This window comes from Pseudomonas sp. S30, assembly GCF_016518545.1.
In the GTDB taxonomy this organism is placed as follows: domain Bacteria; phylum Pseudomonadota; class Gammaproteobacteria; order Pseudomonadales; family Pseudomonadaceae; genus Aquipseudomonas.
Genome location: NZ_JACVTO010000031.1, coordinates 1 through 23,015, shown reverse-complemented (window position 1 = coordinate 23,015; position 23,015 = coordinate 1). Strand labels below are relative to the sequence as shown.

Annotated in this window: 23 protein-coding genes and 4 pseudogenes; 11 read left to right on the top strand and 16 right to left on the bottom strand. The window is 60.1% G+C overall.

What is annotated here, in order from left to right; all coding sequences use genetic code 11:
* Nucleotides 1-22: 22 nt before the first annotated feature.
* Nucleotides 23-764, top strand: a pseudogene (locus tag IAE34_RS24835) (methyl-accepting chemotaxis protein); the annotation flags it as partial.
* 350 nt (nucleotides 765-1,114) lie between these two features.
* Here the strand turns inward: IAE34_RS24835 and ggt are convergent.
* The 3 genes from ggt to IAE34_RS23270 form a co-directional block, all read right to left on the bottom strand.
* A complete protein-coding gene (gene ggt, locus IAE34_RS23280) occupies nucleotides 1,115-2,782 on the bottom strand; it encodes a gamma-glutamyltransferase (RefSeq protein ID WP_200141309.1) in 1,668 nt (555 codons plus the stop codon).
* A gap of 115 nt (nucleotides 2,783-2,897) precedes the next feature.
* Complete coding sequence (locus IAE34_RS23275; protein ID WP_200141308.1) at nucleotides 2,898-3,794, bottom strand: LysR substrate-binding domain-containing protein; 897 nt, start codon at nucleotides 3,792-3,794, stop codon at nucleotides 2,898-2,900.
* Between the two features lie 117 nt (nucleotides 3,795-3,911).
* Nucleotides 3,912-4,502, bottom strand: coding sequence for an NAD(P)H-dependent oxidoreductase (locus IAE34_RS23270; protein WP_200141307.1), 591 nt, complete (start codon nucleotides 4,500-4,502; stop codon nucleotides 3,912-3,914).
* 158 nt (nucleotides 4,503-4,660) lie between these two features.
* Between IAE34_RS23270 and IAE34_RS23265 the strand changes: the two genes are divergently transcribed.
* From IAE34_RS23265 to IAE34_RS23230, 8 genes are all read left to right on the top strand, one after another.
* The gene (locus IAE34_RS23265) at nucleotides 4,661-4,975 is read left to right on the top strand and encodes a putative quinol monooxygenase (RefSeq protein ID WP_200141306.1); all 315 of its coding nucleotides are present in this window, start codon (nucleotides 4,661-4,663) and stop codon (nucleotides 4,973-4,975) included.
* A gap of 137 nt (nucleotides 4,976-5,112) precedes the next feature.
* Nucleotides 5,113-5,718 carry a CDP-alcohol phosphatidyltransferase family protein gene (locus IAE34_RS23260; RefSeq protein ID WP_200141305.1) on the top strand — a complete coding sequence of 202 codons (606 nt, stop codon included), beginning with the start codon at nucleotides 5,113-5,115 and terminating at the stop codon, nucleotides 5,716-5,718.
* A gap of 30 nt (nucleotides 5,719-5,748) precedes the next feature.
* Nucleotides 5,749-7,497, top strand: a complete 1,749-nt coding sequence (locus IAE34_RS23255; RefSeq protein WP_200141304.1) for a bifunctional alpha/beta hydrolase/class I SAM-dependent methyltransferase — start codon at nucleotides 5,749-5,751, stop codon at nucleotides 7,495-7,497.
* Complete coding sequence (locus tag IAE34_RS23250; RefSeq protein ID WP_200141303.1) at nucleotides 7,497-8,801, top strand: phosphatase PAP2/dual specificity phosphatase family protein; 1,305 nt, start codon at nucleotides 7,497-7,499, stop codon at nucleotides 8,799-8,801. Before IAE34_RS23255 ends, IAE34_RS23250 begins: the two co-directional genes overlap by 1 nt.
* Entirely contained in the window at nucleotides 8,798-9,229 is a 432-nt protein-coding gene (locus tag IAE34_RS23245; RefSeq protein WP_200141302.1) for a hypothetical protein, read from the top strand. The genes IAE34_RS23250 and IAE34_RS23245 overlap by 4 nt, the downstream gene beginning before the upstream one ends.
* Before the next feature lie 8 nt (nucleotides 9,230-9,237).
* Nucleotides 9,238-9,861, top strand: a complete 624-nt coding sequence (locus tag IAE34_RS23240; protein ID WP_200141301.1) for a lysophospholipid acyltransferase family protein — start codon at nucleotides 9,238-9,240, stop codon at nucleotides 9,859-9,861.
* A 1-nt stretch (nucleotide 9,862) separates the two neighbouring features.
* Nucleotides 9,863-10,795: a phosphatidate cytidylyltransferase gene (locus IAE34_RS23235; protein ID WP_200141300.1), complete on the top strand. Its 933-nt coding sequence runs from the start codon at nucleotides 9,863-9,865 to the stop codon at nucleotides 10,793-10,795.
* Between the two features lie 137 nt (nucleotides 10,796-10,932).
* Nucleotides 10,933-11,277: a cupin domain-containing protein gene (locus IAE34_RS23230; protein WP_038411964.1), complete on the top strand. Its 345-nt coding sequence runs from the start codon at nucleotides 10,933-10,935 to the stop codon at nucleotides 11,275-11,277.
* Nucleotides 11,278-11,336: 59 nt separating this feature from the next.
* On the opposite strand, the gene mmsB is transcribed toward IAE34_RS23230, so the two are convergent.
* Nucleotides 11,337-12,227, bottom strand: coding sequence for a 3-hydroxyisobutyrate dehydrogenase (gene mmsB / locus IAE34_RS23225; protein ID WP_200141299.1), 891 nt, complete (start codon nucleotides 12,225-12,227; stop codon nucleotides 11,337-11,339).
* A 10-nt stretch (nucleotides 12,228-12,237) separates the two neighbouring features.
* On the bottom strand, nucleotides 12,238-13,761 hold the full coding sequence (locus IAE34_RS23220; RefSeq protein ID WP_200141298.1) for a CoA-acylating methylmalonate-semialdehyde dehydrogenase: 1,524 nt from the start codon (nucleotides 13,759-13,761) through the stop codon (nucleotides 12,238-12,240).
* Nucleotides 13,762-13,893: 132 nt separating this feature from the next.
* Between IAE34_RS23220 and IAE34_RS23215 the strand changes: the two genes are divergently transcribed.
* A complete protein-coding gene (locus IAE34_RS23215) occupies nucleotides 13,894-14,844 on the top strand; it encodes a LysR family transcriptional regulator (RefSeq protein WP_200141297.1) in 951 nt (316 codons plus the stop codon).
* Nucleotides 14,845-15,108: 264 nt separating this feature from the next.
* Here IAE34_RS23215 and cdiI read toward each other — a convergent pair whose 3' ends face one another.
* From cdiI to IAE34_RS23185, 6 genes and pseudogenes are all read right to left on the bottom strand, one after another.
* Nucleotides 15,109-15,357, bottom strand: coding sequence for a ribonuclease toxin immunity protein CdiI (cdiI, locus tag IAE34_RS24425; protein WP_325101011.1), 249 nt, complete (start codon nucleotides 15,355-15,357; stop codon nucleotides 15,109-15,111).
* A 125-nt stretch (nucleotides 15,358-15,482) separates the two neighbouring features.
* The gene (locus IAE34_RS23205; protein WP_200141296.1) at nucleotides 15,483-15,785 is read right to left on the bottom strand and encodes a CdiA family toxin C-terminal domain-containing protein; all 303 of its coding nucleotides are present in this window, start codon (nucleotides 15,783-15,785) and stop codon (nucleotides 15,483-15,485) included.
* A gap of 173 nt (nucleotides 15,786-15,958) precedes the next feature.
* The gene (locus tag IAE34_RS23200; RefSeq protein WP_200141295.1) at nucleotides 15,959-16,306 is read right to left on the bottom strand and encodes a hypothetical protein; all 348 of its coding nucleotides are present in this window, start codon (nucleotides 16,304-16,306) and stop codon (nucleotides 15,959-15,961) included.
* Nucleotides 16,307-16,316: 10 nt separating this feature from the next.
* Nucleotides 16,317-17,333 carry a hypothetical protein gene (locus IAE34_RS23195; protein WP_200141294.1) on the bottom strand — a complete coding sequence of 339 codons (1,017 nt, stop codon included), beginning with the start codon at nucleotides 17,331-17,333 and terminating at the stop codon, nucleotides 16,317-16,319.
* 883 nt (nucleotides 17,334-18,216) lie between these two features.
* On the bottom strand, nucleotides 18,217-18,741 hold the full coding sequence (locus IAE34_RS23190; protein ID WP_200141293.1) for a hypothetical protein: 525 nt from the start codon (nucleotides 18,739-18,741) through the stop codon (nucleotides 18,217-18,219).
* A 78-nt stretch (nucleotides 18,742-18,819) separates the two neighbouring features.
* Nucleotides 18,820-18,942: pseudogene (locus tag IAE34_RS23185) on the bottom strand (S-layer family protein); the annotation flags it as partial.
* On the opposite strand from IAE34_RS23185, the pseudogene IAE34_RS23180 reads away from it, so the two are divergent.
* Nucleotides 18,929-19,542: pseudogene (locus IAE34_RS23180) on the top strand (IS256 family transposase); the annotation flags it as partial. The pseudogenes IAE34_RS23185 and IAE34_RS23180 overlap by 14 nt on opposite strands.
* Before the next feature lie 51 nt (nucleotides 19,543-19,593).
* Here the strand turns inward: IAE34_RS23180 and IAE34_RS23175 are convergent.
* The 5 genes and pseudogenes from IAE34_RS23175 to IAE34_RS23155 form a co-directional block, all read right to left on the bottom strand.
* Nucleotides 19,594-20,112 (bottom strand): hypothetical protein, encoded by a 519-nt coding sequence (locus IAE34_RS23175; RefSeq protein ID WP_200141292.1) that lies wholly within the window; start codon nucleotides 20,110-20,112, stop codon nucleotides 19,594-19,596.
* Nucleotides 20,109-20,438, bottom strand: coding sequence for a polymorphic toxin type 43 domain-containing protein (locus tag IAE34_RS24830; protein ID WP_200141324.1), 330 nt, complete (start codon nucleotides 20,436-20,438; stop codon nucleotides 20,109-20,111). The genes IAE34_RS23175 and IAE34_RS24830 overlap by 4 nt, the downstream gene beginning before the upstream one ends.
* Before the next feature lie 127 nt (nucleotides 20,439-20,565).
* Nucleotides 20,566-21,540: pseudogene (locus IAE34_RS23165) on the bottom strand (IS5 family transposase).
* A 485-nt stretch (nucleotides 21,541-22,025) separates the two neighbouring features.
* Nucleotides 22,026-22,358 (bottom strand): hypothetical protein, encoded by a 333-nt coding sequence (locus tag IAE34_RS23160; protein ID WP_200141291.1) that lies wholly within the window; start codon nucleotides 22,356-22,358, stop codon nucleotides 22,026-22,028.
* Nucleotides 22,337-23,015, bottom strand: a 679-nt coding sequence (locus IAE34_RS23155; RefSeq protein ID WP_267908880.1) for a colicin E5-related ribonuclease, incomplete at its 5' end; no start/stop codon positions are given. The genes IAE34_RS23155 and IAE34_RS23160, both read right to left, overlap by 22 nt.

Genomic DNA, 23,015 nt, shown 5'->3' with positions numbered 1-23,015 from the left:
GCTGCAACAAGGCATCGCGCGCATGGGCACCACCCTGCGCGACCTGATCGGCGGCATTCGCGACGGCGTCACCCAGATCGCCAGCGCCGCCGAAGAGCTGTCGGCCGTGACCGAGCAGACCAGCGCCGGCGTGAACAGCCAGAAGGTCGAAACCGATCAGGTGGCCACCGCCATGCATGAGATGGCCGCCACCGTGCAGGAAGTGGCCCGCAATGCCGAGCAGGCTTCCCATGCCGCCACCCAGGCCGACGATCAGGCCCGTGCTGGCGACAAGGTGGTCGGCGAGGCCATCGGCCAGATCGAGCGCCTGGCCAGTGAGGTGCACCGTTCCAGCGAGGCGATGAACCTGCTGCAGCAGGAAAGCCAGAAGATCGGCAGCGTGATGGACGTGATCAAGTCGGTCGCCGAGCAGACCAACCTGCTGGCATTGAACGCCGCCATCGAAGCCGCGCGTGCCGGGGAAGCCGGACGCGGATTCGCGGTGGTCGCCGACGAAGTACGCGGCCTGGCCCAGCGCACGCAGAAGTCCACCGAGGAAATCGAGACATTGATCGCCAGCCTGCAGGACGGCACTCAGCAGGTGGCCAATGCCATGCTCGGCAGCCGTACCCTCACCGACAGCAGCGTGGAGCTGGCACGCAAAGCCGGTGACTCACTGGCGAGCATCACCAGCACGGTCTCGGGTATCCAGTCGATGAACCAGCAGATCGCCGCGGCCGCCGAGCAGCAGAGCGCGGTGGCCGAGGAAATCAGCCGCAGCATCCTCAACGTGCGCGATGTCTCGGAACAGACGGCCGCAGCCAGCGAGGAAACCGCCGCCTCCACGGTCGAGCTGGCGCGCCTGGGCGGTCAGTTGCAGACCATGGTCAGCCACTTCCGCGTGTGAGTGCCGAGCCTGCCGCTGCGAAAGCCGCGGCGGTTGGCCCCGTGCCAGGACCGGTCCAGGGCGCCACAGCTGATCTGTGACACGGCGCAAGTTGCGGCTGGCGTGAGCCCGTAACAGCCTGAACCCATCGCAGGTCGATCCGCGATGGGCCTCGGGCGATTTCTGGAATAGGCTTTCACCCAGAGTGGGACGCGCGGTTCGAGACCACGCCGCCCCTCGCCTTCGCCGTCACTTCACCACTTGACCCATGCCGCGTCCACGCGGATCCGAAGCCGTCTCCAGGCGCTGGCCATCGACGCGGATCGCCTGCACGTCGCCCATCTCCCAACGCTGGTCCTCCAGCACATAGCCCTTCTGCTTGAGCTCATCGGCGACCTGCCCCTTCAGCGGCGCATAGCTGTCGTAGTAGATCGTGTCCTTGGGCAGCAACTGATGATGCACCCGCTGCGCCGCCACTGCTTTTTCCAGCGGCATGCCGTAGTCGTACAGGTTGTTCATCACCTGGAAGATCGAGGTGAAGATCCGTGATCCGCCAGGCGTGCCCAGCACCAGCGTGACTTTACCGTCGCGGGTGACCAGGGTCGGGCTCATCGACGACAGCATGCGCTTGCCCGGCGCGATGGCATTGGCATCGCCGCCGACCACCCCGAAGACGTTCGCCGTCCCTGGCTTGGCGCTGAAGTCGTCCATCTCGTCGTTGAGCAGGAAGCCTGCGCCCTTGACCACCACGCCACTGCCGTAGTCCAGGTTGAGGGTGTAGGTATTGCTCACCGCATTACCCTGCTTGTCGACGATGGAGAAATGCGTGGTCTGGTGCGGCTCCAACCCGGGCTTGACCTGGTCGGTGGCGGAAATGGCGGTCGGGTTCACCTGCGCGGCGCGCTTGGCCAGGTAGTCCTTGGCCATCAGTTGGTCGACCGGCACCTGAGTGAAGCCCGGATCGCCCAGGTAGTCGGCGCGGTCGGCGAACACACGTTTCTCGATCTCGGCCAGCAGGTGAATGTATTGCGCAGAGTTGTGCGCCACACCCTTGAAGTCCGCCGCGCGGTCCTCCTTGATACCCAGCAGCTGCGCCAGGGCTACGCCGCCGGAACTGGGTGGCGGTGCCGTATACACCACGTTGCCACGCCAGTTGATGGCGATCGGATCGCGCCAGAGAGCCTTGTAGTCCTTCAGGTCCTCGTGGCTGATCAGGCCCTTGTCGGCCTTCATCTGCGCCACCAGCAGGTCGGCGGTCTTGCCCTGGTAGAACTCGCTCACGCCCTTGTCGGCGATGCGCTCGAGGGTCTGCGCCAGCTCCGGCTGCTTGAACAGCTCACCGACCTTCATCTGGCCGAAATAATCGTTGAAGTTGGTGGCGGTCTTGAACAGGCCCTGGGCATCGTCGCGATACTGGTACTGCTTCTGGGCGATCTTGAAGCCATTTTGCGCATAGCCGATTGCAGGCGTGAGCAGTTCGCTCCAGGGCAGCTTGCCGAACTTCTGGTGCGCCTCCCACAGCCCCATGACCGTACCCGGCACACCGGCAGCGCGAGCGCCGACCAGGCTGAGGTTGTCGATCACCTCGCCCTTGTCGTTCAGGTACATGGTCTTGCTGGCGGCCTTGGGCGCGACCTCGCGGTAGTCGAGGAAATAGGCTTTGCCGTCGACGAACAGGGTCATGAAACCGCCGCCGCCGATGTTGCCGGCTTCGGGATAGGTGACGGCCAGGGTGAAGGCCGTGGCAACGGCGGCGTCCACCGCGTTGCCACCCTTCTTGAGAATGTCGGCGGCGACCTGCGCGCCGTATTGGTCCGGCGCTGCCACCGCGCCTCCTTCGAGTACGGCGGCGTAGGCCGGGGAGCCGCTCAGGATCAGGGCCCCGAGGGCCACGGACTGGAACAGGACGATACGCATGACGCTTCCTTAGTCGTTCTTGTCGAGCGTCCATTTATGGCGCAAGGATCGCGATCAGGCAATCGAGGATCGGCGGACGGGACGTCCCTGGGCACGCGTGTCGCGTTCGGATAACTCAGCAGGCGTAGCGCGACAGCTTGACCTGGATGAAATCCAGGAAGCACTGGATGCGCAGCGCCAGTTGGGTGTTGCGGTAGTACACCGCATTGATCGGCTGGCGATAGCCGTTGTTGGCGTCGGCCAGCACCACCTGCAGGCGGCCGCTGCGAATGTCCTCGTGGGTCATGAAGTGCGACAGGCAGACGACGCCCTCTCCGGCCAGTGCCAACTGACGCAGCGTCTCGCCGCTGGAGGCGCTGAGTCCCGGCCGGATCGGCCAGTTGTCGCCCTGGGCGTGGCGCAAGGGCCATTGGTTCAGGCTCTCGGGGGCGCTGAAACCCAGCAGCGTGTGTTGGCTCAGTGCTTCCACGCTTTCTGGCACGCCACGGCGCGCCAGGTACTGCGGGCTGGCCAGGATCAGCAGGGGGCTGCAGCCGAGGGCGCGGGCATGCAGGCTGGAATCGGCCAGCTCGCCGATGCGGATGGCCACATCGGTGCCGTGCTCGAGCAGGTCGATGATCAGGTCGTCGGTGTTCAGCTCCAGAGTGATGCCGGGGTACTGCCGGCGGAACTCGCCGATCCACGGCACGATGGCATGCAGCATGAAGGGTGAGGCGGCATTGATGCGCAGGCGCCCGCTGGGGGTTTCGCGCTTCATCGCCAGACGCTCCTCCAGATCGTTCATCTGCGCCAGGACCTGCCGCGCCCGTTCGAGAAAGAAGCGGCCCTCCTCGGTCAGGTCCATGCGCCGAGTGGTGCGGTTGACCAGGGTAGTGCCCAGCTTGGCCTCCAGGCGCGACAGCGTGCGGCTGAGCGCCGACGGCGTCTGGCCCATCTGCTCGGCGGCGGCGGAAATGGACCCACAGTCGATGACGGCGACGAACGCCTGGAGCTCTTCAGATCGGGTCTTCACGCGTGGGCCTGGGGATGAGTGGGTGGTAGGCAGATTAGTAGCCACTGCCGTCGGATCGCGCAAGGGCGCAGCTGGCGTCCTCACCCGCGGGCGGGGGGTGATCGTGGGGCGACCCACTCATGCAGGCTCGCCGAAGACAGCGCCCAGGTGTGCCTGGTATGCCGCCACCGCTGCCGGGACATCGGGTCGCTTCATCACATCGGTCGCCAGGAAGGTGGGCAGCCCTTCCATGCCCAGGAACTGGTTGGCTTTGTGGAACGGGAAATACACCGCGTCCACACCCTTGCCTTCGAAGAAATCGGCAGGATCGTCGAAGGCCTCCTGTGGCGCGTTCCAGGTGGCCGAAATCATGTAGCGCTTGCCATGCAACAGTCCACCACTGCCGTAGCGGCGCGAGGCGTCGGAGCGGCTTCGACCATCGCTGGCATACAAGCTGCCATGTCCGGCGGTGAAGACTTCGTCCAGGTACCGCTTGACGGTCCACGGCGCCCCCATCCACCAGCCGGGCATCTGGTAGATCACGGCATCGGCCCAGAGAAACTTGCCCACCTCTTCTTCCAGGTCGTACCCCCCATCGATGAAGGTCTGCTGCACGTCGAAACCTGCCTGGGCAAGATATGCCATGGCGGCCTGGTGCAGGGTCGCGTTGAGCTGTCCCTCGGAGTGGGCGAACTGTTTACCGCCATTGAGCAGCAGAATCTTCTTCATCGTAAACGCCTCGTGAATGCTGTCTGAATGGCGGCAGGTTAAGCGCCTTGCGCGGCCGGAAACAGTCGATCTCCCGCAAAACGCCTTTGCCCGAGAGTCACGAATGATCGAGCGATCGTTGCCTTAACATCACCCTACCCTTTTGCCAGGAGCTGCTCATGACCCTCCCCATCGCCTTCATTCTGAAAGCCACGACCCGCCCGGAAAAATCGGCGGAGTTCGAAGCGCTGTTTCGTACCCATGTCGAGTCCAGCCGCCAAGAGGCCGGTTGCCTCGAATATCACATGCTGCGCGACCGGGACGATCCGAGCCTGTTCGTGTTCTTCGAAGTCTGGGCCGACCAGCACGCCCTGGATGCCCACAGCGCCTTGCCGCACATGGCCGCCTTCTTCGAGAAGCGCATGGATTACCTGGCGCGTGATTTCGATTTGCAGTGGGTCGAGATGCTCAGCCCTTCCTCCGCCAGCCGATGAGCCGATGCGCCGGTAGTCGCAGCCAAGCACGAATCGTGGGACGTGAAGACGTCCAAAATGCAGACCCCTCCCCTTGCCGCACGGCGAACTCTATCCCCACAATCAGCTCCAAATCGCACCAGGAAAAGGAGTTCGCCGTGCCGTCCATCTACCAGCTCAAACCCCGCTTCCAGGCCTTGCTGCGCCCTTCGGTGCAGCGCCTGCACGAGCGCGGCGTAACGGCCAACCAGGTAACGCTCGCCGCCGCAGTGGTGTCGGTGCTGCTGGGCGTGTTGCTGGCCATGCTGCCGGCGCACACCGGGCTGTTCATCCTGGTGCCGATCTGGATGCTGCTGCGCATGGCGCTCAACGCGGTGGACGGCATGCTGGCCCGTGAATTCGCCCAGCAATCGGTGCTGGGCGGCTATCTCAACGAGTTGTGCGACGTGATCGCCGACGCCGCGCTGTACCTGCCCTTCGCGATGCTGGCCGGCGTGTCGCCCACGCTGGTGGTGCTGGTGGTGGTGCTGGCGATCGTCAGCGAATATGCCGGGGTGATGGGCCCGCTGGTCGGGGCCTCGCGGCGCTACGACGGCCCCATGGGCAAGAGCGACCGTGCCTTCGCCTTCGGCCTGCTGGGCACGGGCGTCGCCCTGAACCTGCTGCCGGGCGCCTGGATCGATGGCCTGCTGCTGGTGATTCTCGCGCTGTCGCTCTATACCCTCTACAACCGGGTGCGCCACGGTCTGGCCGAGACCCGCTAACGCCCCTGCCGCCGGACAAGGACCTTCGCCATGCGCCAAGCGCAATCGCTGCACTTCTGCACCCACGACGGCGTGCAGCTGCACTACCGGCACTGGCCGGCCACCCGCAACGAGCATCAGCCGCGCCGCGCACTGGTGATGTTTCACCGTGGCCACGAACATGGCGGACGCCTGGCGCACCTGGCCGACGAGCTGGATCTGCCCGGCTACGACCTGTTCGCCTGGGACGCCCGTGGCCACGGGCTGTCGCCGGGGGCGCGGGGCGACAGCCCGAGCTTCGCCACCAGCGTGCGCGACGTACAGACGTTCATCGAACACCTCCAGGCCCGCCACGGTATCGCCGAGACCGACATGGTGGTGCTGGCGCAAAGTGTCGGCGCCGTGCTGGTGGCGACCTGGGCGCACGACTACGCGCCCAAGGTGCGCTGCCTGGTGCTGGCCTCGCCGGCGTTCAAGGTCAAGCTCTACGTACCGTTCGCCCGACCGGGCCTGAAGCTGCTCAAGGCCATGCGGGGCAACTTCTTCGTCAACAGCTACGTCAAGCCGCGGCTGCTGACCCATGACCCTGAACGCATCGCCTCCTACACGGCCGACCCGTTGATCAGCCGGCCCATTTCGGCGAACGTGCTGCTGGGCCTGTACGAGGCCGCCGACCGCGTAGTGGCCGATGCCCAGGCGATCCAGTTGCCGGTGCAGTTGCTGGTGTCCGGCGCGGACTTCGTGGTGGAGCGCGGGCCCCAGGTGCGCTTCTTCGAGCGTCTGGGAAGCGTGCGCAAGGAGATGCACGTACTGCCGGGATTTTTCCACGACACCCTGGGCGAGCGTGACCGTGCCCATGCCCTGGCGCGCATCGAACGCTTCATCGGCCAGTGCTTCGACGCGCCGCTGCCCCCTCTCTCGCAGCTCGATGCCGATCGCGTCGGCGCCAGCTGCGCCGAGGCCGAGTCCCTGGCCGCGCCCTTGCCGCGCCACTCGCTTGGAGCGCTGTACTGGCGCGGCTATCGCGCAGGTCTGCGGCTGGTCAGAGGGCTGTCCGAAGGGGTGGCGCTGGGCCTGGACAGCGGTTTCGATTCGGGCAGCACACTGGACTACGTCTACCGCGACCAGGCCCGGGGCAAGGGCCGCCTGGGTCGGCTGATCGACCGCAACTATCTGGACGCCATCGGCTGGCGGGGTATCCGCCAGCGCAAGCTGCATGTCGAGGAGCTGCTGCGCCTGGCCATCGCTGCGCTGCGCGAGCAGGGCCGAGCGGTGCATATCGTCGACATCGCCGCCGGCCACGGTCGCTACATCCTCGACGCCCTGCAGACGCACTTGCCGGACTCGATACTGCTGCGCGACTACAGCGAGCTGAACGTGCGCCAGGGCACCGCGCTCATCGAGGAGAAGGGCCTGGGCGAGATCGCCCGTTTCGTGCAGGGCGACGCCTTCGACCGTCAGAGCCTGGCCAGCCTCGATCCGCGTCCGAGCCTGGCGGTGGTGTCCGGTCTCTACGAATTGTTCACCAGCAACACGCTGGTGGGCAATTCCCTGGCAGGATTGGCCGACGCGATCGAGGACGACGGTTATCTGGTCTATACCGGCCAGCCCTGGCACCCGCAACTGGAGATGATCGCCCGCGCCCTCACCAGCCATCGCGGCGGCGATGCCTGGGTGATGCGTCGGCGCAGCCAGGTGGAGATGGACCAACTGGTGGAGGCGGCGGGCTTTCGCAAGATCACCCAACGCATCGACCCTTGGGGCATCTTCAGCGTCAGCCTGGCCCAGCGGGTACGCTGATGACCCGCGAGGCCGGGCTCATCCGGCGCGGTGTGCTGTGGCTGTTGCTGCTCGGGCCGCTGTTCTTTCTCAGCTACGGTCTGGCCAACAGCTACACGGCCGGTCGCGACGACATCGGCACCCTGGTGTTCGACTGGGAGCGGCACGTGCCATTGTGGCCGTGGACCATACTGCCCTACTGGTCGATCGACCTGCTGTACGGTTTGTCCTTCCTGCTGCCGAACACGCGTCGAGAGATGGACCGCCATGCCCTGGCATTACTGACGGCACAGTGCATCAGCGTCGCCTGTTTTCTGCTGTGGCCGCTGCGCTTCACCTTCGAGCGCCCGGAGCTCGGCGGTGTGTTCGGCTGGCTGTTCGAGGTGTTGATGGGCTTCGACAAGCCCTACAACCAGGCGCCTTCGCTGCATATCGCACTGCTGGTGATAATCTGGACGATGTTCGCTCGGCACACGGCCCGCTCGGGCTGGCGCTTGATCGTGCACGGCTGGATGGGGTTGATCGGGGTCTCGGTACTGACCACCTGGCAGCACCACTTCATCGATGTACCCACTGGCGCACTGGTCGGTCTGCTGTGCGTCTGGTTGTGGCCGGCGCAGGGGCCGCTGCCCCTGACCCAAGCCAGGCTGGCGCGGGACCGCCGACGCTGGCGGATCGCGCTGGGCTATGCCTTGGGCGCCCTGCTGTGTGCCGGGCTGACGCTGCACCTTGGCGGTTACGGGTTATGGCTGTTATGGCCGGCAGTGTCCCTGCTCATGGTGGCACTCAATTACTCACTCTTCGGCGCCGCAGGCTTTCAGAAGAATGCCAGTGGCCAATCGTCCAACGCCGTGCAGTGGCTCCTGGCACCCTACCGGCTCGGTGCCTGGCTCAACTCACGCCTGTGGACCTGGCGCCATCCCCAGCCCGATGAGGTCTGGGAGGGCGTTCACCTGGGGCGGCTGCCGAGCCGCAGCCAGGCCGCACGCTTCGCCGCGATCGTGGACCTGAGCGCGGAATTGTCCATCCCCGCGTCCTCGGCCGCCTGCACCAGCCTGCCGTGCCTGGATCTGATCGCACCGACGCCCGAGGTGCTGCGCGAGGCGGCTGCCAGTATCGAACGCCTGCGCAGCCGCGGCCCATTGCTGGTCTGTTGCGCACTGGGCTATTCGCGCAGCGCCAGCGCCGTCGCCGCCTGGCTGATCCAGAGTGGACGCTGCCTCGACGTGGATCACGCCGAGGCCCTGATTCGCCAGGCCCGACCGCACGTGGTGCTGCGCGCCGAGCATCGCCTGGCCCTGTCACGCCTGGGAGGCCAATCATGAACCTGCACCTGGTCGCGGCGCTGCTCGCTCGCGGCCGACAGCTGGAGCGCGGGTCCGATGCACTCACCCTGCTCGCTGTCGTCTACGGTCTGGCACCGCTACTGGGGCTGGCCGTTCAGGCGTCGAGCGCCCTGCTGTGCGCCCTGCTGCTGCTGTCAGGCGTTGCCCACAAATACTGGGCCTTGCGGGTGTCGCTGGACGCCGATCTGTTCGCGCGCCTGGCCAATAGCACTCAGCTGGAAGCGGACACCCGCTCACTGGACCAGGCGCTTTTCGACCTCAAGCTCAAGGCCAGCCCCAGCGACCCGCGCGACTGGCCGACCCGCAGCCAGGCAGCGCTGACCCTGCTGCGGCGCCAGGGGCTGTGCCTTGCACTGCAAGTGCTGCTGGTCCTGATCGCCTTGCTGACCTTGCCTTTCACAGGATGAACCCCGCCATGCTGCCCGCCCTCACCGCTTTCGCCATCACCTGCGCCGCGCGCCTGGTCACCGGGGCGCGTGCCCTGTGGCTGGGCTGCACGCCGCAGCCGGTTCAACGGCTGTACTTCGCCAACCACAGCAGCCACGGCGACTTCGTCCTGCTCTGGGCGTCCCTGCCCGAGCCCTTGCGCCGCCGTACCCGGCCAGTGGCTGGCGCCGACTACTGGCGCCAGCCTGGGCTGCGCGACTTCATCATCCGCAAGGTGTTCGACGGAGTGCTCATCGAACGTCAACGCAGCGACGCGCAGGCCAATCCCCTGCAACCGGCACTCGACGCCCTGGCCCAGGGCGACTCGCTGATCTTCTTCCCGGAAGGCACGCGCAACCTGGGCGACGAGCCGCTGTTGCCATTCAAGAGCGGCCTGTTCCACCTGGCCGCGGCGCAACCGCAGATCGAAGTCGTGCCGGTATGGATCGCCAACCTCAACCGGGTCATGCCCAAGGGGCGCGCCCTGCCGCTGCCGCTGCTGTGCACCCTGAGTTTCGGCGAGCCCCTGCGCGTGCTGCCGGACGAATCCAAGCAGGCGTTTCTGGAGCGGGCCCGCGAAGCCCTGCTGAACCTGGCCCCGAAGGAAGCCTGAAATGGAACCCAACACCCTGTCCCTGTTCATTGGCATCGGCGCACTGCTGCTGCTCGCCAGCCTGGTCGGGCGCCTGTTGAAGTGGCGCGCCGGCCCAGGCCCGCACGCGGTGATCGACAACCTCAATGCGCGCATCAACGCCTGGTGGGTGATGGTGCTGGTCATCGGCCTGGCCTTCATCTTCGGCAAATATGGCGTGATCCTGCTGTTCTACTGCGTGTCGTTCTACGCCCTGCGCGAGTTCATGACGCTCACGCCCACCCGGCGCAGCGACTATCCGGCGCTGGCGGCGGCCTTCTACGTGGCGCTGCCGGTGCAGTACCTGCTGATCGCCATGGACTGGTACGGGCTGTTCAGCATCTTCATCCCTGTCTACCTGTTCCTGCTGCTGCCGATCCTGGCCAGCTTCGGCGGCGATACCACGCGCTTTCTGGAGCGCGCCTCGAAGGTACAGTGGGGCTTGATGATCGCGGTGTACTGCGTGTCGGCGGTGCCTGCGCTGATGACGCTGGACATCCCCGGCTTTGAGGGCCGCAACCTGCTGCTGATCGCCTGGCTGATCCTGGTGGTGCAGATCAGCGACGTGTTGCAGTACGTGTGCGGCAAGCTGTTCGGCAAGCGCAAGGTGGCGCCCAACCTGTCGCCGTCCAAGACCGTCGAGGGCCTGGCCGGAGGTGTGGCGCTGGCCACCCTGGTGGGCGCTGCACTGTGCTGGATCACGCCCTTCAGCTTCTGGCAGGCGGCGCTGATGGCGCTGACCGTCAATGCCATGGGCTTCTTCGGCGGCCTGGTGATGTCGGCGATCAAGCGCGACCGAGGCATCAAGGACTGGGGCCACATGATCGAAGGTCATGGCGGCATGCTCGATCGCATGGACTCGGTGTGTTTCGCAGCGCCGGTGTTCTTCCATTTCGTGCGCTACTGGTGGGCGTGAAGAGGCGTCGTGGCTCGTGCCACCCTGGCGATCGGCAATAGCGCGTCCAGACAGGTGAGCGTCGAGTGCAGGCAACTCTCGCCGCACTCGACCCCCTATGGTGACGAGTCATTCAGCCCGTCATCAGGAGCCCTGCCATGTCCGACTTCATCACCGTCCTGCGCGAAACCTGCCCTACCCCAGTGGTCGACGCGACCAAATGGAAACGCATCGGCGGCGAGCCGCACACCGTGAACCTCAATGCCTACCTGTCGGCCGACGGCAGCAAGATCATGGGCACCTGGATCTGCACCCCCGGCAAGTTCGAGGTCAACTACGACAAGTGGGAGTTCTGCCACTTCCTCGAAGGCTACTGCATCATCACCCCGGAGGGTGAAGAGCCCAAGCACCTGAAGGGCGGCGACGTCTTCGTCATCGAACCGGGCATGAAAGGCACCTGGGAAGTGGTCGAGACCGTGCGCAAGTACTTCGTCTTCGCCTGAGGCTGACGGAAAAGGGGCGCGGTATCGCTCCGCGCCCCTCGCGTTCACGCCTCCCTGCCTCAGTCCTTGCGGCGGTACCCCTCGACGATCGCCGAAAAATCCTTGCCACCCTCGCCACGCAGGCTCATCGCCTGGTACAGCTGCTGGGCCAGCGCACCGAGCATCACGGGCTGATGCACTTGCCGTGCGGCCTCGGTGGCCAGCCCCAGGTCCTTGAGCATCAGCTCGGCGCCGAAACCACCGGTGTAGCCACGCGCCGCAGGCGCCGTGTCGATCACGCCGGGCCAGGGGTTATAGGTATCCGAACTCCAGCAGCGACCGGTGGAACTGTTGATGATCCCCGCCAGCACCTGAGTATCGATGCCCAGTGCGTCGCCCAGGGCCATGGCCTCGGAGACGCCGATCATCGAGATGCCGAGCAGCAGGTTGTTGCAGATCTTGGCGATCTGCCCGGTGCCTACTTCGCCGCAGTGCACGATGTTGCGGCCCATGTGTTCCAGAACTGGCCTGAGCGTGGCGAACAGTTCGGCGCTGGCGCCGACCATGAAGGTCAGCGTGCCCGCCGCAGCGCCCCCGGTGCCGCCGGATACCGGCGCGTCGCCCATGTCGATGCCCTTGGCGGCCGCGGCTCTGGACACGTCGCGGGCGGTCTGCGGGTCGATGGTGCTGCAGTCCAGGGCGGGTGTGCCCGGCCTGATCCCGGCCAGCACGCCGTCGTCTTCGTTCAGGTACACCGCCCGTACGTGGGCGGCAGCCGGCAGCATGGTGATGACCAGCTCGCTGTCCGCGGCGGCGGCCTTGGGCGAGGCGCTGATCCGTCCCCCCAGCTCGGCGAGTTCGGCCAGCACGGCCTTGTTCAGGTCGAACAGGTTCAGCGTATGGCCGGCCTCGATCAGGTTGCGCGCCATGGGCGCGCCCATGTTGCCCAGGCCGATGAATGCGATGCGCATGGCGGTCTCCTCAACGCAGGCTGATGGTGGTGTTGACGCCGCCGTCGATGCTGTCGTCGTCGAACCAGCGGGCGGTGACGGTCTTGGTCTGGGTGTAGAACTGCACCACCTGCTTGCCGTAGGGCCCCAGGTCGCCGAGCTTGGAACCGCGTGAGCCGGTGAAGCTGAAGAACGGCACCGGCACCGGGATCGGAATGTTGATACCTACCTGGCCGATGTCGATTTCACTCTGGAACCGGCGCGCCGCCGCGCCGCTCTGGGTGAACAGCCCCGTGCCGTTGCCGAACGGGTTGGCGTTGACCAGCGCGATGGCCTCGTCGAGGGTGTCGACTTCCAGGGTGACCAGCACCGGCCCGAAGATTTCCTGGGTGTAGATCTGCATGTCGGCCTTCACCCCGGAGAACAGCGTCGGGCCGACGAAATTGCCCTGCTCGTAGCCCGGCACCTGCACGTCGCGGCCATCGAGTTCGAGCGTGGCGCCTTCCTCGACGCCGCTGGCGATCAGCTTCAACACCCGCTCCTTGGCGCGCCGCGAAACCAGCGGACCGACATCGGTGCCTGGCTCGCTGCCAGCGTTGACTTTGAGCTGGCTGGCCGCCTCGCGGATCGCCGGCAGCCATTCACGTGCCTTGCCCACCAGCACCGCCACCGAGGTGGCCATGCAACGCTGCCCGGCGGCGCCGAAGGCGGCGCCCACCAGGGCATTGATGGTCTGGGTACGGTTGGCATCAGGCAGCACCACTGCGTGGTTCTTGGCGCCCATCATCGACTGCACGCGCTTGCCATGCTGGCTGGCGAGGTTGTAGACGTGGGTGCCCACTTCAGTGGAGCCGACGAACGAGACCGCCTTGATGTCAGTGTGCGTGCACAGGGCGTCCACCACCTGCTTGCCACCGTGCACCACGTTCAGCACGCCTGGCGGTACCCCGGCTTCGAGCGCCAGCTCGACCAGCATCAGGGTCGACAGTGGGTCCTGCTCGGACGGTTTGAGCACGAAGGTATTGCCGCAGACGATGGCCATGGGAAACATCCACAGCGGGATCATCGCCGGGAAGTTGAAGGGGGTGATGCCCGCGCAGACACCGATTGGTTGGCGCAGGGTATAGGTGTCCACGCCACCGGCGACATTCTCGGCGAACTCGCCCATCTGCAAGGTGCCGATCGAAGCGGCATGCTCGACCACCTCCAGGCCACGGAAGATGTCGCCCTCGGCATCGGCCAGGGTCTTGCCCTGCTCGGCGCTCAGGGTCGCGGCGATGCGCTTGCTGTGCTCGCGGATCAAGGCCTGCAACTTGAGCATGATGCGCATGCGCGCGCCGATCGGCGTGTCGCGCCAGGTCTTGAAGGCGCGCTGGGCGGCAGCCACAGCGGCATCGACCTCTTCGGCGGTGGCGAAAGGCACTCGCGCCAGCACCTGCTGGGTGGCGGGGTTGACGACATCGCGCCATTCCTGGGTACGGGACTCGACCCATTGCCCATCGATCAGCAGCTTGGCCTGGTCGACCTGGACAGGGGCCGTGTGGGGTGCGTTCATCTGCGCTCTCCTTGGAATTATTGTCGGAACGAAGACGCCTACGCCGCAGCGAAACGGGGTGGCGTGCAGGGGCTGGTTTCGAGTATAGAAGTGCAAACATCCAACAAGAATGCACAAAAAAACCGGATCAACATGCAAAAAGACCCGACCTCCCTCAGCCCGCTGAACTGGGACGACCTGAAGTTCTTCCTCGAAGTGGCCCGCACGCGCAAGGCCAGCAGCGCCGCCAAGCGCCTGTCCGTGGACTACACCACCGTGTCGCGGCGTATCGGCTCGCTGGAGGGCGCGATGGGCACGCTGCTGTTCGAGAAATCGCGCACTAACGGCTTCATCCTCACCGCCGAGGGGCAGCGTCTGCTGGGCTACGCCGAGTCGATCGAAAGCACCCTGCACATGGCCTGCGAGCAGGTGTCAGGCTCCGGAGTGGCGCTGTCCGGACACGTGCGCATGGGCTGCACCGAGGGTTTCGGCAGCTTCTTCGTCACCCCGCAACTGAGCCGCTTCGTCGACACCTGGCCGGCGATTTCGGTGGACATCCTGCCGCTACCGCACTTCATCAGCCTGTCCAAGCGCGAAGCCGACATCGTCATCGCGCTGGAGCGCCCCGAGCATGGCCCGTATGTCTGCTGCAAGCTGTGCGACTACCGGCTGCGGCTATACGCCACCACCGAGTACCTGGACCGCCATGCGCCGATCCAGCAACTCGCCGACCTGGCAGACCACCCTTTCATCAGCTATGTGGACGACCTGGCGTTCAGCTCCGAGCTGCTGTACCTGAGCAACCTGATCCCCAACGCCCAGGCTCACCTGCGCAGCACCAGCGTGATCGCCCAGTACGTGGCCGCGCTGCAAGGCCGTGGCCTGGCGATCCTGCCGTGTTTCCTGGCCGCGCAGGACGCGAGGCTGGTGACGGTGCTGCCAGAGGAAGTGGAGGTGACGCGGCAGTTCTGGATGTACTGCCGGGAGGACTTGCGCAAGTTGAAGCGGATCACGCTGTTGTGGGATTACATTCGTGGGGTGACCGAGGCGAATGCACCATTGTTGATGGGGGAGACGTGCGAGGTGCGGTTTGCTGAGGGGTAGGGTTCATGGATGGAATGTGGCAAGCAGCGCAGGGAGCAAGTTAGGGCGACCATCGCTGCATAGCTTTTCTCGAGCTTGAGGAAGCGCCTCACGATGCGGCTGGTCTAGTTTCGTTTGCCAAATAGGCGCTTAATCCCTTCCGGGAAGTTCTGCGTTGCAAGCTGTACGCCCACAACCGCCCAGGCCAATAGAAGCAGGCACAGCCAGACTAGCGGGTTTTATCGATTCAATCTGTTCATGGCTACAGAGCATATCGGTCAGGGGTTAGAAAGAGAGCTTATCTAAAAGCTCTTTCATTTTCTCAGTATCTTCCGGATGGATCTGAAGATACTTTTCACAAGCGAGCCGAACGAATTTAGAACAAACAGCCTCGCTCACAACTATGGTGTCTTCATCTTTAGGCGGATAGCCATAAGAAAACTCAACCCCCTCAAAGCGTTCCTCATCAAACGGACTGTTTTCATCAGGAAAATTACAGTACGCCCCATCCGTGCTATAGCCCCACCTATTCACAATTCACTCAAGAGCTCTGATAAGCCTACCGTCCGAGTACATTATATCCATGTAGCACCTAACTACCCAGTACGGGTCAGCCTTGCTATATGGTTGATTAAATAATGCATTCATAGAACCCCCTATTATTTCGGGTGGGAATTAAGGACAGTTCCTGTCCTCTCAGCCACATAAACTCTAAAGGTGATACCTCCAGCCGTGCTATCATAATGGCGATCACCACTAGCTACCGCTTTCAAATAACCATTGGCAGCAGCTTGCTGCCCGAGATCTAGAACCTTTTGATCAGAAATAACTTTAAGGTTATATACTGTTTTAGTAAAAGGCTGCGTTTTATAGCCAATTACATTCCCAGCACGGTCATATGCAGGAATCTGATATTCAATCGTCGTAATTCCTTTAAGCGAGCTAGGAGTTTCACTAAGCACCTTAACCCAATATATCCTAGGCCTCGTCCGTGACTTCGTAGCGCCTTGCCATCATAGAATTCCTTTCAGTTAATGGCGGGTGACTCTACAAAATCTCAGCCCTGGAGGATCAACAATTAGGTTTCTCGGGATTTCGTACAGAGCCTAGCAATTATAGTTTCTCTTACGCCACCTCATGTGTTGCGCAGTGTCCACCATCGAAAACTGACCTCAGGTTCAAATATCACTCGAGCCTCCGAAATTGAATGATAGTTCTCAAACATGACATGAACTCCAGCCTCAGGACCACTCCGCATCAACTTAATAGATTTGACGTTTTCTGACGAAACAACTGCCAAATCTTGCGTTGAACTCCTTAATACCACTTGGAATGACTTCATCACAGCACTAAAAGAAACATCAATTTCAAACTCACTAGTCTTTGATTTTTTTACATATCGACATAGAGCTAAGCTGGGATCAACTTCAACAGGCTCGATGCCAAACTCCTCCAAAAAATCAATCATACTTGGAAATTCCATTATGTCATCCTCAGTGAAGCGGTATAACCGTGTTAAATTTACGAGTTCCGTCATCAAGAATCTGAAATGTACTCTGAAAATTAGCAGCTTTACCTGACGGTCCTATAAATAATGATTCTCTGACCTCAAACTTTCCATACTGATTGGAAAACATTTCTACCACATTACCCTCAGTCCTGACAGACAATGTCAAGTGATCAGTCAGCATCTGGCGACCAGCGGAATTGTCTGGAACACCAAGTCTCTTCATTTCGAGTGCAAGCTGATTCGAGCGAGGGGTATTGTGGGAGTTATCAGCAACACGCCCAAATAGATAATCAAACTTACCCGGCGCAATTTCTAACTCTTTGAGGCCACGCTCCTTCACCGGACGAGTATACGGTATGCCCGCTTCGGCATCCGGTGAAACAGTCAAGGAGTATGGCGCCTTCCCTGTACCTGTCCCTTTTGCACCCCCTGCTACTTTCGAATCAGCAACAACGACAGATCCCGCCCAACTCTTGATGCCAGGGACACCCAGGGTAGCCATCCCCAGCAGGCCAGCCACCATATTACCAGCAGCATTCCACCCGTCACCATCAACCGCTTGCTTGGCACCCTGGGCAAACTGCAACGCACCGTTGGTCGCCGCTACAGCCCGGACGGTGCTGCCGACCGAGCCGGTCAGGAAGTAGATCGCAGGATCACCCAGATTGGCGAGTCCCTGCTGTTGTTCACCAATGTGCAGACTCGACCTGGCATCCAGATAGGTCTGCTCGTTGACGCTACGATCCCGAGTCCAGGCAAGGTTTTCGGCCAGCCCCATCTGGCTGCGCTGAGCGTCCGCCCACGCGAGCTTGTCCTCACTGCTGCCTGCGTAGGGATAGCCATACCCCAACACCTGTTCACCACCGAGCAAGCTGGCGAGATTTGACTGAACAGTTGTCAGGCTATGGTTGTAATCCAGGCCATTTTTGGCATCCAGTCTGGTGACGACATCCAGCCTCTCGAAGGCATATACCTGCAAGTATGCCGCAAGCTCGACCACCTCATTCTGGCTGAGTGATGAGAGATCGCGCTTGTATAGCCGATTTGGAATAACTCAACTACTGCAGCAGGGAAAATACCAAAGCGAGTAGAGGTCACATAAGACTCAAGCCCATCACACACTGGAGTAATCTTTAAGCGATCGCCCCTCAAACCTCAACAATAAGACCCCCTCCCTTCAAGCGAAACATTCACCACCTGACAATTGAGATAATCAGAAATTAACTTACCGGCATTCAAATGCATCATCGCGCCCTGCTGTTTACGCTTATATATCTCACTTATAAATAGACACTACAATAGTACGATTGCACCACTGCCGGATATCAAAACTTGCGAGCCGACGCCAACGGCTACACCAGTAAGCACTGCGAACTCCAAATTTATCAAGTCCGCTTCATTAATCATAAATACGCCTTCCTCGCCTAGGAGGCACAGTATCGGGCGGCAATCGCACGCGAGTATCTCCCCTTGTGCAGCACCCCGGTTACTGGCTTTATCAGCCCTCCATTTTTTCACAGAAATCCAATAACCATTTTCTACCCGAGAATAGGGGTCGAGCCTGACGGCATTAACCGAATAGAAGGACCTCCGGCAACACTTTGATCTGTGCCCGACGGGTAATAAATGCTACTGTCAGAGGCCCTACTAGGAGCCTCTCCAATCCAGTGGGGTTACTGGCCCTTGGAGCGAATTTTGCAACATCTCCCGAATTTACCACGGGTCCAATTTAGAGTTGGATTGCTTTGTCAGGACATTAACAGGCACACCTTTCATAAAGTTGATTGACAATGCAGATGCCTCAACCTTTTCGAAACACATAGTATCACTTAGCCTCTGGGAGTAGTTTTAATGACACGAACAAATCTTAAGCGCCCCTCAAACTACGACTGCCAGAATGTCAGGCAAACACCATACTCATCGAGAAGGTCGTCAGCTATTTCGAACTGAAATCCCTTCTCTGGAAAAGCATCGGATAACGCGCGCCTCCAGTGTTTCGTGATCTCTTCAGCAAATAAATGGCAAAGACGATAATCCTCTTCCGACAGCCCCACTTTGAATACGGGTCGCCCCGTAGCATCCTCCCATTTTGAAAAGAACTGGTTTACTGAGAAAATATTCCTGTACCGCTCAATGTCTCTAGGCGATGTGCTTAGCTCCAATACACTAGATTCAGTCTCAACCAGCCCGGTTAGATGAAATTTTTGCGGATCATATTGGTGGGCGTTAGGCAGCCAGAAAACATGATCACTCACCTCAATAAAATCAGGAGAGAGCAAACCCAGAACAGAAATTGCCTGCTCTAACGAAACCAAGTTTCCTACATATGAAAAAAATTCTCCAGAGCCAATATCTGAAGCAAACAGACTCAACGAGTCTTTAGAAATGTTACCCTGATAAATTTTCATCACTTCAACCCCAAGCTATCAAGAACCGACTGAGGAACACCTCCCTCAAAAGCTTTTGTATCATTTCCCTTCTTGGGCGCCATTCACCTCGTGCTCTTCGAGCCAGACGATGTCGTGGGTCAGCGCCGCGACCTGTTGTGAAGTGAGCGATACGCCCACCGCCAGGTTCAGCTGCTGCTTGCTGGCGATGGCGTTGTTCAACGATCTCAAGACCCGAGGCGTTGAAGATGTGCTGATTGCCGTAACCGACGGTCTCAAGGCAGGCCCGATGCACTCAGCGCGGTATTTCCGGAAATGACTTTGCAGACCTGCATCGTACATTTGATCCGCAACAGCCTTGATTACGGGGCATGGGACAAGCGTCAAGAACTGGCCAAGGCGCTCAAACCGATCTATCAGGCCATCAATGCTCAGGCGGCTGAACAGGCGCTAGATGAACTCGAGAGCGGACCTTGGGGCACGCAATGTCCAACGGTAGTGGCTGCCTGGCGGCGCGCATGGGATCGGGTGATTCCGTTCTGCGTGTTTCCACCCGCGATTCGGAAGGTGATCTACACCACCAATGCCACCGAGACCATCAATGCCCAGTTGCGCAAGATCATCAAGACACGTGGCCACTTCCCGAATGACGACGCCGCCACAAAACTGATCGGGCTTGGGCTGTGTGACATCACAGCGAATTGGGGCTCAGCGGCGCATGCTTGGAAAAGCGCAATGAATCAATTTGCGATTTTGTACGGCGACCGGTTCATCAGGCCTACCTGGCGGCAGGCCGTTACCGGCCTGCACACAAAAATCTGATACTCCCATGTGCTGCCCGAACAAATATTAATAACATTCCTTCGCACCTTCTTACGGCGTGCCAAGCTGGCTCAATATTTTTCTAGCTGTGTGCCGTATTTTTTGAGTCTCTCCCGCTTCACTGATCTTCTCCAGCACCGACTTGAAAACGTAAGAACTTTCAATGGCCAACACCCATTTCAACGCTAAACCACACCAATACTCACTCTGACTTTCAAGGCCCGTCATAACAATTTCTTCAAAAGGAAGTGAACCTATAAACTCTTCGGAAAGCCCATAATTTTTTAAACCCTCTATTATCTTTTGACGAACTTTTTTAGGCGAGCCTTCTATCATTGGAAGAAAAACAACACAATTTTTTTCGTTACGTAGCTCCTGAACTCCAGACGTGGTCAGCCTGGCCCAGAATCCCGCCATCGTGAGCCCCAAAAGGAATCGATCATCACAAAGCTTTGCTACAGGGAGCCAATGCAAGTGAGCTCCTTCGCAGTCGTATTGATTTTTCTTCACCCATGGGATATCGAGAATGGCGATCTCTCTTAAAAATTTTTCACTAAGAGAACTTATCATCTTGCTATCCCCGGAGTATGAGTGACATTCACACCATGACTGCTCATGAAAGACTTGAATTGCTCACGAAGCTGAGGAGTCCAATTCATCCCGTAATGCCCACTCCACTCATATGTCCGAAGTACCCCATTTTCTCTCCAGATCCCGCCACCAACAATAGCATCAGAGGAAGGAATTTTCCCAGCACTCAATATTCCGTCATGCCCAAACTGATTTCGCCCCATGATAAATCTTTGACTAACGGGATCGTAAATAAAATCAATAGGCTTTGAATTATTCAGTCCTTGTACAGCTTTGGAGGATGCATATGCATCGCTAACCTCAATGAAGCCTTTAGGGAAACTCCGAACAAGTTGCTCATCAGCCGGAAATGGGCGGCTTGAGGATGCCGAAAAGCCCGACTTTCAGCCGTTAATTATTGGAAAACCAAGGTACAGCCTTGGTTTTCTGCCCTCACGGGCGCACCTCTCCCGCAGCAGGCAATAATTGCCGGCGCACCATCCACAGATTCGACAGGGCAAACAGCGTGGTCAGTTACGCCGTGTTCTTGGCCAAGCCACGGAAGCGGGTTTTCACATAGCCGAATTGGCGCTTGATCACACGGAATGGGTGTTCGACCTTCGCTCGCGCCTGCGCTTTGACCTTCTCGATCTTGCGTCTGGCTTTGTAGAGCACGCTGCGTTTGTTTAAGTGTTTATAGCTGCTGCGACGAGCCGCAATCTGCCAGATCACCGGCCTTCCTTCATGCTCCGGCCGCTTCTCCACGCCCGTATAACCCGCGTCGGCACAGATAAAATTTTCATCGCCATGCAGCAGGTGAGCGACCTCCGTTACATCGGCCACATTCGCAGCTGTACCGTGGACATGGTGCACCAGACCTGACTCGGCATCGGCACCGATATGCGCCTTCATGCCGAAGAAATATTGATTACCTTTCTTCGTCTGATGCATCTCGGGATCGCGTTTGCCTTCCTTGTTCTTGGTCGAACTGGGTGCATGGATGATGGTGGCGTCGACAATGGTGCCCTGGCGCAACGACAGGCCCTTGTCTCGCAGGTAATTGTTGATGGTTTCCAGAATGCCCGCCGCCAACTGATGCTTCTCCAGCAAGTGCCGGAAATTCATGATCGTCGTGTCTTCGGAGATCGGAGCGCTCAGCGTCAGACGAGCAAACTGGCGCATCGAAGTGATCTCGTACAGAGCCTCTTCCATGGCTGGATCGCTCAACGAGAACCAGTTCTGCAGCAGGTGAATGCGCAGCATGGTTTCAAGTGGATACGGCTTGCGACCACCACCAGCCTTTGGGTAGTGAGGCTCGATCAACGCGACCAACCCGCTCCACGGAACCACCTCTTCCATCTCGGCCAGGAAACGCTCGCGACGGGTTTGCTTGCGCTTACCAGCATACTCGAAATCGGAAAAGCTCATCTGGCTCGTGGGATGGCGGGCTTGTAGAGGGCAGTGGGACGGAGGCCTATTTCAGCACAGGTCAGATGGCCTGTGCTGACTTGATCGGAGAATCCCTAACGGAGAATTTAGTCCTTTTGCACCAACAGCTTCTCCCCCTACCTTCCGTTCCGCAATCACCCACTCCGCCGCCGCCAGCTGCGCCAGGTTCCTGTCCTCCTTGGACACCAGCGCCGTCTCGCTATAGAAATACAGCTTCCCATCAGGCGCGACAAACTCGAATTTGCCCGTGCGCAGATTGACCACCGCTGTGTAGCCTCCGGGCGCCACCACGTTTGCCGAAATCCCAGGGGCCTGGAGATAATACGACGGCAATCCAAAAGATCCAGCTGACTTTATTCGATCCAAGGTCGGGTCAAGATCAACTGTGCCTTGGAGAGCTTTCCCTGTTCTTTGATCAGCGACCTTGATGCCATCAATGAAGCGAATGGTGTCTTTTGCGCCAACTAAACCCTAACCAGTACAAACTCCAAAAAAATTCCATTACCGATCATTCCTTCGATAATCAGCTGACTCATTTCCACCGACCTCACAGCAAAATCCATTTCATTTAATGAGGCAGAAAAGTCAACAATACAATCCATATCTGGAATTCTCTTTCCCTCCTTGATTTTAAATCCTTCCACACCAAGAACCGCAATACCATTTCTCTTGCAGTAGTCGACCAGCCTAAGTCCATCACTGACATCAAACAAAGGAATACCATTCCACACTAATGTAGGAACAATAGGCAAACTCTCTACAGACACTTCTGTAATCAGTCCCATGGCGCTACCCACTCAGGGTCATTTTTATTGGAGACTTGGACAATTGCTCCCGTGCGATCATTCCTAACCACATAGGAGCCGTCCTTAGCAATATACCCAGTAGCTGGATCATTAAGGCGGCTTCCTGAAACAGTATCAAAACGGGTATCTTTCGTCACAACCGTTTTGATTGGTTTATCGATAACAGCCTGTATAGAGCTTTCCGTCCAGCCCCGCTTGCCCATTTGATCGACAATCTTGGGTTCAATCGTTATTGAAATTCCTTTTGCACTTACTGCCTCCCCTTTCCGATCCGCAATCCCCCGCTCCGCCGCCGCCAGCTGCGCCAGGTTCCCGCCTTCCTTGGGCACCAGCGCCGTCTCGCTATAGAAATACAGCTTCCCATCTGGCGCGACAAACTCAAATTTGCCCGTGCGCAGATTGACCACCGCTGTGTAGCCTTCCGGGGCCACCACGCTTGCCGAAATCCCAGGGGCCTGGCGGTAGTACGACGGCAATCCAGGCACCAGCCTTCCTGTCGCCGAAGCTGCCGCCTGTGCAGCCACCTCCGTTGCAGCACCGGCCTTGGCCACTTGCCCCAACTTGGCAACCTTGCCCACTGGCACCAGGCTCGCCACAAACTTGGTATACCACTGCGTCTGGACTTCAGCCGCTGCGGTGGGGTCGCCC

What these genes read in the sequence shown, in the direction of transcription:
- ggt (WP_200141309.1), bottom strand. Translation starts at nt 2,782, where the DNA reads ATGCGTATCGTCCTGTTCCAGTCCGTGGCCCTCGGGGCCCTGATCCTG.
- IAE34_RS23270 (WP_200141307.1), bottom strand. Translation starts at nt 4,502, where the DNA reads ATGAAGAAGATTCTGCTGCTCAATGGCGGTAAACAGTTCGCCCACTCC.
- IAE34_RS23265 (WP_200141306.1), top strand. Translation starts at nt 4,661, where the DNA reads ATGACCCTCCCCATCGCCTTCATTCTGAAAGCCACGACCCGCCCGGAA.
- IAE34_RS23255 (WP_200141304.1), top strand. Translation starts at nt 5,749, where the DNA reads ATGCGCCAAGCGCAATCGCTGCACTTCTGCACCCACGACGGCGTGCAG.
- IAE34_RS23250 (WP_200141303.1), top strand. Translation starts at nt 7,497, where the DNA reads ATGACCCGCGAGGCCGGGCTCATCCGGCGCGGTGTGCTGTGGCTGTTG.
- IAE34_RS23245 (WP_200141302.1), top strand. Translation starts at nt 8,798, where the DNA reads ATGAACCTGCACCTGGTCGCGGCGCTGCTCGCTCGCGGCCGACAGCTG.
- IAE34_RS23240 (WP_200141301.1), top strand. Translation starts at nt 9,238, where the DNA reads ATGCTGCCCGCCCTCACCGCTTTCGCCATCACCTGCGCCGCGCGCCTG.
- IAE34_RS23235 (WP_200141300.1), top strand. Translation starts at nt 9,863, where the DNA reads ATGGAACCCAACACCCTGTCCCTGTTCATTGGCATCGGCGCACTGCTG.
- IAE34_RS23230 (WP_038411964.1), top strand. Translation starts at nt 10,933, where the DNA reads ATGTCCGACTTCATCACCGTCCTGCGCGAAACCTGCCCTACCCCAGTG.
- mmsB (WP_200141299.1), bottom strand. Translation starts at nt 12,227, where the DNA reads ATGCGCATCGCATTCATCGGCCTGGGCAACATGGGCGCGCCCATGGCG.
- IAE34_RS23220 (WP_200141298.1), bottom strand. Translation starts at nt 13,761, where the DNA reads ATGAACGCACCCCACACGGCCCCTGTCCAGGTCGACCAGGCCAAGCTG.
- IAE34_RS23215 (WP_200141297.1), top strand. Translation starts at nt 13,894, where the DNA reads ATGCAAAAAGACCCGACCTCCCTCAGCCCGCTGAACTGGGACGACCTG.
- IAE34_RS23200 (WP_200141295.1), bottom strand. Translation starts at nt 16,306, where the DNA reads ATGGAATTTCCAAGTATGATTGATTTTTTGGAGGAGTTTGGCATCGAG.
- IAE34_RS23190 (WP_200141293.1), bottom strand. Translation starts at nt 18,741, where the DNA reads ATGAAAATTTATCAGGGTAACATTTCTAAAGACTCGTTGAGTCTGTTT.
- IAE34_RS23175 (WP_200141292.1), bottom strand. Translation starts at nt 20,112, where the DNA reads ATGATAAGTTCTCTTAGTGAAAAATTTTTAAGAGAGATCGCCATTCTC.